The sequence below is a fragment of the Siminovitchia fordii DSM 16014 = CIP 108821 genome (assembly GCF_000374565.1).
Lineage (GTDB): Bacteria > Bacillota > Bacilli > Bacillales > Bacillaceae_C > Siminovitchia > Siminovitchia fordii.
The window spans coordinates 83,461-94,112 of the sequence record NZ_KB894699.1 but is presented as its reverse complement, the minus strand read 5'-3'; the positions used below and the strand labels follow the sequence as shown (position 1 = coordinate 94,112).

The following is a 10,652-nucleotide window of genomic DNA, read 5'->3' as shown; positions in this document are numbered from 1 at the left end:
CGGATTGAAATCTTCCATGTCGGAATACTTTTTCACCGTCCGCCGATCTACCCCCATCTGCCGTGCTACTTCTGCATAGCTGCGACCTTTTGTATTCGTTTCGTATCTGATATAATTAACTTCAGCCATTGCTAACATCTCCTATACTACCTCCTGTAAAGATATGCCCAAACAGGAGTGTATGTATTTTTTCGGATGTTGGCAAGTGGCCTTTTTTATGTACATAAATTAGCTGCCGTTTCCTACATTTCTAGTGTGCCATAAACAGCTCTGTACTTTTTCATAAGACCTAGGGTTTTCAGATACATCGACTTGATAATCAACCAATAAATGATAATCAGCAGCAATGTATTCAAAAGTACCTTGTACTGTTCTATAATGATCAATCGCATTCAACATGAGCGTTTGAATTTCACCTTGATCTTTTATATCGATGCTTTTTTCTAAATTCCTGGCATTAGCTGTTTTTTCGTTTATAAAAGATAGCTTAGTTATCCCAACAAATGTTATTGAAAATAGCACAATGGCCGTACATATGATTCCCGCTACAATAATTTTTTCTTCATTAAAGTTCTCCCCTCATATGGAAGGTTAATATACCATATGTATACTGTCGGATTTTTCAACATTTAAGTGGTACAAGTTTAACATGTATATTAAATGAATATTAAGGATATTTTTAATAAACTTCTCTCTTTTCTCCTTCATTCATCCCTTTTTACGGACAAGCAGAAAATGATTGTATTCTTATTAGGATTGCTTCTTTTATTTACTGCATTAAGTTGAAGTCCAACTATTTAGGCTGATCTATGTTTGATCCTTTATAATATCTTTACTCATGACTTTTATTAATTCATTAAGGGCTTCATTGCGATCTTTTTCTAATTCTATTTTTTCATTCATATAACTCATCACTTTAATCAAAAAATATATAACCACACCGATCAGCACTATATTGATAATAATTGGTAAAAAAGGTACCAAATAAAACACTTGTGAACTCATCCTCCCTCATATCTTAGCAAACTATTTTACATTGTTTTTTCAAAAGAGATACTCAATATTATACATAGTGATCACTCCGAACAATAAAAAAATAAATGTAGTAACATATTGTTTGGATGTTCGTAAATATTTCCATTCCAGAACCAACTGAAAACCAAAAAGTATGATGAAATAGAAAATCAAAAACCATTTCATTACATATACATCCGCGTCTATTACAAAGGGCAAAGCACATAAAAAAACGGCTAGAATGATACCTCTTCCCCATCGATCGACTTTTTTACCAGGAGTTTCCGAAATCTTCTTCTTTTCAACCCCAAGTAATTTATTGATTGGCTTTTCCAGTAAGCCCAAAATTACCAAAACAACAAGAAACACAAAGAATTTCAAAATTAAATCACCACTTATAATCAAGTTATTTTTTCTACTCTTGAGTTTTTCACATCATGCCATAAAAGAAAGTCCACGCCATTTAACTCACCCTTTACTTTCGTATTTTAGAAACCCTTCAAATATCAGAAATACTCTTTACTTTGCGTGAATACTCTTCAGAAATCAAAAATACTCTTTACTTTGCGTGAATACTCTTCAGAAATCAGAAATACTCTTTACTTTGTCAGGATACTCTTCAGAAATCAGAAATACTCTTTACTTTGCGTGAATACTCTTCAGAAATCAGAAATACTCTTTACTTTGTCAGGATAATCGTCAAAATTCCTAAAAATACTTTAATGTTGCTTTTCCTTTACTGTGTTCTTTTTCGTATGATTGAAAAACAATATTGGATTCAACAAACTAAGAGTTATAATCACTAAACACATTATAGTAATAACGCCATCTCCACCAAGATTGATTTCATCAGCAATAATTGCATGATAATAAATCAATTGAACAGAAATCACGGAAGAACAATAGATAAACCAATAACCCCAAACCCGTTGACGATTTTTCGTCTAGTACTAGGATAGATAATAAGAAAAAAAGTAATTATTAAAAAAACTATAAATGTAATGAAAATAGGTCTTAATAAAGTAAAGGAACTGTCTGTTACGAACGAATCATACGTGTACATACTTACCTCCAACATTTAATAACTAAGACCTATTTTAGGATCAATCTATCATCCAGATGGATATTGTTTAAATCAGTGCACATTTCCCAAGGGCTCTTTAGATGTTTGTTGCTTAATGCGGATTTCAAATTTTCAAATTGTACTGTACAATATTGGAAGAAATGGTTTCAGGAGGTGAATCTGTATGGGCTTAATTAATATGGGTGACGTTTTATTCCAATTATGTATGTTAGGATTCTTTGTACTCATAATCGTTCTAACTGTGCGTTTCTTCCGTTCATTATCCAAACGTAAAGTCCAACTTGATGATATTGAGAAAAAGATAGATGCAATTACCGAACAAATAAAAAGAGACAAAAATTAGCTTTTTACACTATACCTCATGACAAACCACACAATAGATGAATTCACCATTTGGGTCGGAAAAGGTTATAACCATTTCAATATCCTAGTATTTGAATTGAAAAAGGGAAACGGTAACAACCTTCTACACTTTGGTTAGGGAATGTGTATCTCTCCTGAAAGTGCAGTTAATGCCTGCCATATCAACCATTAGGGCAATCGTCTTATCAAACGGTATTTTCTAAACGAGCTGTTGGACTTCACAGAGAGGTCAAATCCGGTCTTAATTTTAAGGTTAATATCATCCCGATGAGCATTAATCAACATTACTTTAAAATTTGCTTTTTGATTTCTTCAATTTCTCCCTTGAGTTTCTTATTCTCTTTTTTGATTTTCGATACATCCGAAATAGTGAACAACAAGCTGGCCAAGGTTAAAAATACTATTATTTTTACAAATGTCATTTGCTAATATCCCCCCCCCAACATTACTGAATCGTTTAATACACAAAAAATTTATGATTCATCCGAGGCCCACTCGGTTTCAATCATGAGATCTATCAGCTTCGGTCAAGTGGGTGGCATTTGCCATCTCAATTGGTTGAAACATGTTGCGTCAGCAATTAAAAAATACTAAATATTAAGACGTCTTCCCTGCCAGTGAACTCAACGCTAGTAAAAACATTCAGCCGAAGGTCTCCACCTGCTTAGCTTAGAGTTAGATAAGCAAGAACTGCAGGGATTACAAGGATAGTTTGGTAAATAAGAAATACCGCAGATTGCCGGGCATACCGCGACGCATCACGAGCTCTATTCCCAACGAAACTCGTAACCCAGATACTACCTATTATAAATACATCCATGCTCGATTCATTTGAGCACAATCCAAGAATCAACAATTTCCTTCATTTTTCAGCTGCATGAATGAGAGCTCCATGACGGTTTCTTATCTTTAAAAAAGGTCTTTCTGATATTGTATCAGAAAGACCTTGGTAAAAATCATTGATTTTTATATTTCTGGATCCGTTAGCGATTTCATACAATTATAGTAGTAAATAAGAAGCAAACTAAAGGGTCCCTCGGTTTGCACCATTTTAATTAGCCAGCCATATCCATATATGTAGCCTTTTTTAATTTGGCAACAGCCACAATAGCAAGCAGAGAAGCAACAATAAGATATATGCTGATAGGTGCCGTACTGTTAAAGGTATTTAATAAGTACACACATAACATAGGAGATATTCCTTGAATAGCAGCTGAAAGCTGGTAACCCAGTGAAGTTCCGCTATACCGAAGCTCGGCAGGGAAACACTCGGCAATTAATGCGGCTAAAGGACCATAAACTGTACCAGCACCAACAATGGCAATGCTCATCGCAAGAACAATCAATAATGCGCTCTTTGTATCAAAAAGCCAGAAGAATGGGAAGGCAAACAATATGGTCACTAGAGCTCCGAAGTAAAATATTGATTTTCGATTGAATTTGTCTGATAAATGAGCTGCATAAAGGATCACAATGATCTCAACTACTGATACGACCATGAGTGTATTCGTCAGAAACTGTTCTTTAATTTGCAGCTGTTCTGACCCATAGCTGATGGCAAAAGTAGTAAAGACGTAAAAAGGAACTCCTTGCGCTAAGCCGGCTAAAACGACCAAAAATATTGTTTTGGGGTATTTTTTAAATACATCTCGAACAGGTTGTTTTGATAAACGATTTTCTTTCTTCATTTTTGTAAATTGAGGAGAGTCCGCAACACCACGTCGAATGATAAAGCCGATTATAACAAGTATGATACTAATAAGGAAAGGAATTCTCCATCCCCAAACGTGGAAATTATCTCCTGTTAAAAAGATCGTGAGAGAAACAACAGCTGACGATAAGAGCAGGGCAATGGGCGATGCTACTTGCGTCATACTTCCCATCAAACCTCTTTTCCCCTTAGGGCTCCATTCAACAGAGAGGACGACCGAGCCTCCCCATTCCCCCCCGGCACCGAAGCCTTGGCAAAAACGGAAAAATACTAACAGAATCGTTACAATAATACCCCCGGTTTCGTATGAAGGTAATAAGCCAATAAGCATACTGGCTATTCCCATTAACAGAAGTGTCGTAACTAACGTGGCTTTACGTCCAATGCGGTCACCAAAGTAACCGAAAAAGGCAGCCCCTAGAGGACGGGCAGCAAATCCTACAAATAGTGCGGCGAAAGATTGTAACAGACCGACGTACGGATCATTTCCCGGAAAAAACAATTGTGGAAAGACCAAAGCGGCCATTGTTCCAAAAAGAAAGAAATCATACCATTCAATCGTAGTTCCAACTAAGCTGGCAAGAGCGGCTCTTTTAGCTTGGCTGTTTCGCTGTTCTTCAGTAAAGTTATCGTGATTTATCTCAGTTGACATTTTTTCCTCACCATCTCTTTGGTTAAATTCTTTTCTAAACTCTTACTTATAATTCCATAAATACTGATTAATAAGCTTTCAATTTATCCCGTAGATAAACTCTTTCCATATCCCTTCTACATCTGCGGCATAAACCACCTAACATTTCTGTTCCGTTTTATTTACTGTAGCCACACCACTTAAGCAGAAATGCAGCGTATGTTTTTGTCACCGTTTTGACACTGTCAAGGTCAACCCACTCATTTGGTGCATGGAGCCCATCGCCTGTTGGGCCATAGCAAGTAGCTGGAATATCATAGTACAGGTTATAAAACCTCGCATCAGTCGTAGCTGTGAATGATCCAACTTCCATTGGTTTTTCTACAACGGCCGTATGAGCATCGTTTAAAACATCGAATAGCTCTTGATTCGGATCAATCGAAAATCCTTCCGCATGAAAGCCGTAAAATGAAATTTCCGGCAGATTTTCTCTTAACCACTCATCCTTTTCAGCAGCCGCTAACAAAAAGGCTTTTAATTCGTCCTTTACATCCTGCGGCTTTATCCCCGGGGGAAAGCCGACTCTTGCTTCAACAATACATTCGGAAGGAACCGTTGAAGGCCAATCCCCTGAATGGATCTTTCCAATATTGATGTTATATGGATGAGGGTGATCAGCAAAGTCCTTATGCCTTTCTCGGCTGTTCAGTTCTTTTTCATAGTCCAAAAGGGCATTGACCATTTTATAACTTTCAATAATGGAGTTTACAGCTTTGTCAGCCCTTTCAGTATGCGCACCTAAACCTTTGACTTTCACCCTGACCCATATCACGCCAACCTGAGCAGTCAACGCTTTTTGTCCAAGTACAGGTTCAGGAATAATAGCTGCATCTGCTTTAAATCCTTCCTCAATTGCTGCAAGTGCACCATTTCCCGTACACTCTTCTTCTGTTACCGTTTTGATAATGACGTCTGATGAAAGCTTGATACCTGCGTCGCGAACGGCTTTTAACGCGAAAATCATAGCAGCCACACCTGATTTCATATCAGCTGTTCCACGTCCGTACATTTTATTGTCAACGATTTCAGCCCCCCATGGATCATGTTCCCAAAATGAAACAGGTTCCGGGCTGACAACATCTATATGCCCCTGAAAGATTATACTTTTGCCTTTCTTCTCGCCTTCAGAACGATATTCACCAATGACAACCGGTCTTTCGGCATATGACCAATCGGATTCCGAATAACCGGGGTGTGAGGATAGCTTTTCGGGATCAGGAATCACTTTTGATACAGCTAATCCCACTTCTTTTTCTAAAAAATCAGCGATATAGTGTTGGACCGGTGCTTCGTTTCCAAGAGTTGACGGGAATTGACAAATCTTTTGTAAAAAGTCGACTTCTTCCTCCCATAACGCGTCTATCTGTTTGAATACATTTTCTAAAGTCAAATCTGTTTCCGTTTTCATAATCCTTCTCTTCTCCTTGCCTTTTTAATCTGCCCTTAAGATTGCAAATCGTAAATCCACTTCAAGCAATACCTGTGTTCCTTTTTTTATGTGCAATCATCCGTGCTAATTCTCTTCACCTTACATGCCGTCGTATTTACCGCTGATTCGATGGGTATCAAGGTGGGAACCAATTACAAAGGTGGGATTCTTTCCTGATCGTCGTCATACATATTTCCCGTATCATCAATACGGACATCCAGATGGCGTTCCCTCATCCAATCCATAAATAAATCTCTTAGTGCCAATCTGCACAGATCTCTATTAGGAAGCGTTTCATAGCCAGCACTAATACGTATGGTTGATAGCAGCCATTCTTTGTTAACTCTTCATAAATCTTCTTTTGCGGCTGTCAATTTGAGCGTTCAGCAAATTTTTCGGCTCACATCAAACGTCACCCCCTGATAATGCTTAGCAATGCAAGATGCGTGCCAAAACAACTCATATAATGTAGAGATAAACATGTCTTTTTAACGTCTAATTCTCAAATATTAATTGAAAATCTTACAATAAAAAGGTACGATTTAAAAAAATCAACTCACCTGATTCGTTATCAATTCGATGTATTTGTCGAAAATTTGTTTTTTTGAATAATACCGAATCGAATTAGACTCGATTATAGGAATGGAGGATAAAGATTTGGAGAAGTTGTTTGAACTAAGCCATCAAAACCCTGCATTATTTGTAGATATCTTGGAATCTATTAATGATGCAATCTTTATTTCGGATCATGAAGGAACAACGCTTTGGTTAAATTCCGCGAGTGAAGCGATGTGCGGTATCCCTAAAAATAAAATTACTGGTAGAAATGTAAGAGATCTAGAAAAAGAAGGCCTATTCAAACCATCGGTGTTGCGTATGGCCCTTGAAGAAGGCAAAAATATCAGTACTGTACAAACAGTTGGCGAAGGGAGAAAATATATTGCAACAGGACATTTAGTTCAAAATAAAGAAGGGAAAGTAATTGCCGCCGTCGCACATTTGCGCGATATTACGGACGCAGTAAAAAACACATCAAAGCTTCAGGAAATCGAGGAGTTATTGGAAAAGTATAGTGCCCAAATAAGAAAGTTAACAAACATGCAAACAAATAGAAATGATGTGGAAAATGTCAACTTGGGCGGGAAAAGCAATAGCCGCATTATTGCTAAAAAAATTATAGAAAAAATCGCCTCTGTTGATACAACAGCCTTAATCGTGGGTGAGACAGGTACAGGGAAAAGCCTTGCGGCTGAAAAGATTCATTTGTTAAGTAAAAGAAGGAACGGATCATTCGTACAGATTAATTGTGCTTCCTTACCCGACTCCTTGTTGGAGTCTGAATTATTCGGTTATGAAAAAGGATCATTCACCGGGGCAACGTCAAAAGGAAAATCGGGATTGATTAAAGCCGCTGAAGGTGGAACCTTGTTTTTGGATGAAATCGGCGAAATGCCGTTACATTTGCAAACGAAAATTTTACATTTTCTTCAATCAAAAACATATATGCCTATTGGCGCAAGAAAGCCGATACACGCGGATGTACGAATTATTGCAGCAACTAACAGAGATCTGGAACAAATGGTTTCAGAAGGAACGTTCCGGTCGGATTTGTATTATCGAATGAATATATTAACAGTGAATATGCCGTCTTTACGGGAAAGCCGCGATGATATTGAGGATTTGGCCATTTATTTTTTAAATATGTTCAATGATAAATATAACAAAAACAAACGTTTTTCAAATGGAGTTTTAAAAAATTTCATGCAGTATTCCTGGCCGGGAAATGTACGTGAGCTGGAAAATTTAATAGAACGGCTAGTGATTTTATCAGAGGATGAATTTATTGAAGAAAAAGACCTGCCTCAGAAAATGATGGAGCAACACATCATCTCAAACTCACCTTATATATCAAATCACGCGACAATGCCGGAGATATTAGAAGAAATAGAGAAAAAGATGATTATCGATGCCATTGAAAAAGAAAACTCGACAAGAAAAGCCGCTAACTTTTTGGGTGTCACGCAGTCATTACTCATGAGGAGAGTAAGAAAATATAATATCAAGCTTGTGGTTGAAGAGAGTAAAACCTATGTAAAACTCGTTTAAGGGTAATAACTATATGTAAATGGTTGTGAATTAAATGATTCAGATTCAGACGTATCTTGGAACAAAGGACCTAGATACTTATTTTGAAGAATTGTCTAACCCGGAAAATTTTTTTATAAATATAGATGAATTCGGATCTAAAGAAACTTTGAATCGTATGTTAACCTATGTTAACAAAAAATAAAGGGATTGATTTATATGGAGTTGTTTGCATCCAAATAAATGGTGTGGATGTATCCACTTTGATTGATTGGGATGATGTAGATTTAATGTGGACTGCTCTATTAACCATGGTAAGCGAGTATGTGGACGATGGAAAATACAGTGAGACTCAACTGTTCACAAACCCACTGGAATGGTCCATAAAGAAAATTCAATCCTCCCCAAAAGATTTAGTTCTATTTAGGGTATTTAGAAAAAGTGCTTTATTTGATTTAAGAACAGATCTTCCTGTTTCTAAAGAGACACGAGTAAGCTGCAATGAAATAGACTTTCTAAACGCAGTTGTCATTGCCGGTGAAAAATATATTGTTTTTAGGGACGAGGATACTAGGTCTCATAATTTAATTGAAGCAAAACGACTATTGAAGGATTTAAAGTCTGAAATGAAGAATATTTACTAGTTTTTAATAAACAGGTAATGAGCGGATGCTACATTACCTGTTTTGTTTACGGTCGGTTTTTTATGAGAGGGAAAAGTCCGTAGTATACCATACTTTTATCATTAAAGTTTTAATTTTTAAAGCGGGTCGTGCGCCGGTACTCAACCAATGATTATTAAAGAACTGCTTAGAACGCTTTTCGCTGGTAAATGAAAGTAGTAACTCCCCAAGAAACAGCATAAAGTGTGATGATAATAACTGCCACTCCAGTATATAAAGCCGGAATGGATAAATTGACAATAAAATCAGTTATTGCAGGTAAGTGTTCAGCTAAAAACATGACAATATGCGGTCCTATTCCTGCTAAAAGGATAAAACTAATGAGAACCACTGTAGTAATATGGCCTGGTTTAAATATCTGAAATAACGGGAAGGTGAAAGCTGCAAATACTAAGAATAAGCCTCCGCCAATCGCAATATCAGTCACCGTAAAAGGTTTATCGAAAACAAACAATGCTAAGCTTGTCATCCCAACAGATAAAATCATATATACGATAGCCCCAACATAGCGTGATGCGATAATTTCCGTACGTGTGTAAGGTAAGGAGTTTAATAAAATATTCGTTTCCGCCTTTTCATCATAACCAAAAGCATTAAAGGGAATAAAAATACTGGCAACGAGGAAAATCAGAGCTGGATTTGAGTCCATAATAATAAAGAATGCTATAAAAGGAATAAAGGTTAATAGTAGCTTTTTCTGTAGTATGACATCACGCCTGATTAAATTAAACATGGTGAATGCCTCCTTTGAAGTAATACATGATATCTTCCAGTGATGCTTGTTCAATGACAACCGAATCCCCGAAAATATTTTTCACTGATTTAATATTATTCGTTAATGCCTCAAATCCTGTTGATGCACGATTAACATGGACAAAAGCCTCTTCTGTATCTCTATCCAGAAGTTCCATTCCTCCTTTAACGAGCGCATAATTTTCAGCTACATCATGAATGGAATGATTAAATACTAATTCCCCTCTTTGTATAAAAGCGATATAATCTGCGATACGATCTAAATCTGTCGTAATATGCGTAGAGAAGAATATGGTGCGACTACCATCAATCATTAATTCTTGTAAAAGATCCAGCAGCTCTCGTCTAAAAATAGGGTCTAAGCCTGCTGTCGGCTCATCCATAATGATCAACTCTGCATGATGTGATAGGGCAATCGCCAATGATGCCTTCATCTGCATCCCTTTTGAGAAAGTTTTCATCGCTTTATTAAGCGGTAATTCGAATTGCTCCACATATTGATAAAATAATGTATCATCCCAGTGTTTGTAAGCCGGTGCAATGATACGCTTTATATCTTTTAAGTTCAGCCCTTCAAAAAATACATTGCCATCGTATACAAACCCAATGCGCTCCTTAATCGCCTTCTCATGAGTCGTGTAGTCCAACCCGAAAAGTTTAACCTCCCCAGAATCTGGCCTTAATAGATTCATAATCATTTTTAACGTTGTCGACTTACCAGCACCATTAGCTCCAATGAACCCCGTTACAAAGCCTCTCTTAACTTGTAAATCAATATTTTTAACGGAAAAACCTTTGAATTTTTTCGTTACATTTTTTAATTCAACTACATTTTCCAT

General features: G+C 36.8%; 11 protein-coding genes. 3 read left to right on the top strand and 8 right to left on the bottom strand.

Features of this window, described 5'->3' with window-relative positions:
• Positions 1-228: 228 nt before the first annotated feature.
• The 3 genes from C509_RS0117260 to C509_RS0117250 all read right to left on the bottom strand — a co-directional run bounded on the left by C509_RS0117260 (position 229) and on the right by C509_RS0117250 (position 1,395).
• Positions 229-522 (bottom strand): hypothetical protein, encoded by a 294-nt coding sequence (locus C509_RS0117260; protein WP_018708187.1) that lies wholly within the window; start codon positions 520-522, stop codon positions 229-231.
• Between the two features lie 285 nt (positions 523-807).
• Positions 808-1,005 (bottom strand): hypothetical protein, encoded by a 198-nt coding sequence (locus C509_RS0117255; RefSeq protein ID WP_154654451.1) that lies wholly within the window; start codon positions 1,003-1,005, stop codon positions 808-810.
• A gap of 39 nt (positions 1,006-1,044) precedes the next feature.
• Complete coding sequence (locus C509_RS0117250) at positions 1,045-1,395, bottom strand: DUF4181 domain-containing protein (protein WP_169509236.1); 351 nt, start codon at positions 1,393-1,395, stop codon at positions 1,045-1,047.
• Positions 1,396-2,261: 866 nt separating this feature from the next.
• Here C509_RS0117250 and C509_RS24160 point away from each other — a divergent pair.
• Positions 2,262-2,441, top strand: coding sequence for a DUF4083 family protein (locus C509_RS24160; RefSeq protein ID WP_018708184.1), 180 nt, complete (start codon positions 2,262-2,264; stop codon positions 2,439-2,441).
• Between the two features lie 304 nt (positions 2,442-2,745).
• On the opposite strand, the gene C509_RS26580 is transcribed toward C509_RS24160, so the two are convergent.
• From C509_RS26580 to C509_RS0117230, 3 genes are all read right to left on the bottom strand, one after another.
• Positions 2,746-2,883 (bottom strand): hypothetical protein, encoded by a 138-nt coding sequence (locus C509_RS26580; protein WP_018708183.1) that lies wholly within the window; start codon positions 2,881-2,883, stop codon positions 2,746-2,748.
• Positions 2,884-3,516: 633 nt separating this feature from the next.
• The gene (locus tag C509_RS0117235; RefSeq protein ID WP_018708182.1) at positions 3,517-4,824 is read right to left on the bottom strand and encodes an MFS transporter; all 1,308 of its coding nucleotides are present in this window, start codon (positions 4,822-4,824) and stop codon (positions 3,517-3,519) included.
• A 157-nt stretch (positions 4,825-4,981) separates the two neighbouring features.
• The gene (locus tag C509_RS0117230) at positions 4,982-6,271 is read right to left on the bottom strand and encodes an ArgE/DapE family deacylase (RefSeq protein WP_018708181.1); all 1,290 of its coding nucleotides are present in this window, start codon (positions 6,269-6,271) and stop codon (positions 4,982-4,984) included.
• A gap of 678 nt (positions 6,272-6,949) precedes the next feature.
• Between C509_RS0117230 and C509_RS0117220 the strand changes: the two genes are divergently transcribed.
• Entirely contained in the window at positions 6,950-8,398 is a 1,449-nt protein-coding gene (locus C509_RS0117220; protein WP_018708179.1) for a sigma-54 interaction domain-containing protein, read from the top strand.
• 167 nt (positions 8,399-8,565) lie between these two features.
• A complete protein-coding gene (locus tag C509_RS0117210; RefSeq protein WP_154654449.1) occupies positions 8,566-9,021 on the top strand; it encodes a hypothetical protein in 456 nt (151 codons plus the stop codon).
• Between the two features lie 166 nt (positions 9,022-9,187).
• Here C509_RS0117210 and C509_RS0117205 read toward each other — a convergent pair whose 3' ends face one another.
• Entirely contained in the window at positions 9,188-9,793 is a 606-nt protein-coding gene (locus C509_RS0117205) for an ABC-2 transporter permease (RefSeq protein WP_018708176.1), read from the bottom strand.
• Entirely contained in the window at positions 9,786-10,652 is an 867-nt protein-coding gene (locus C509_RS0117200; protein ID WP_018708175.1) for an ABC transporter ATP-binding protein, read from the bottom strand. The genes C509_RS0117205 and C509_RS0117200 overlap by 8 nt, the downstream gene beginning before the upstream one ends.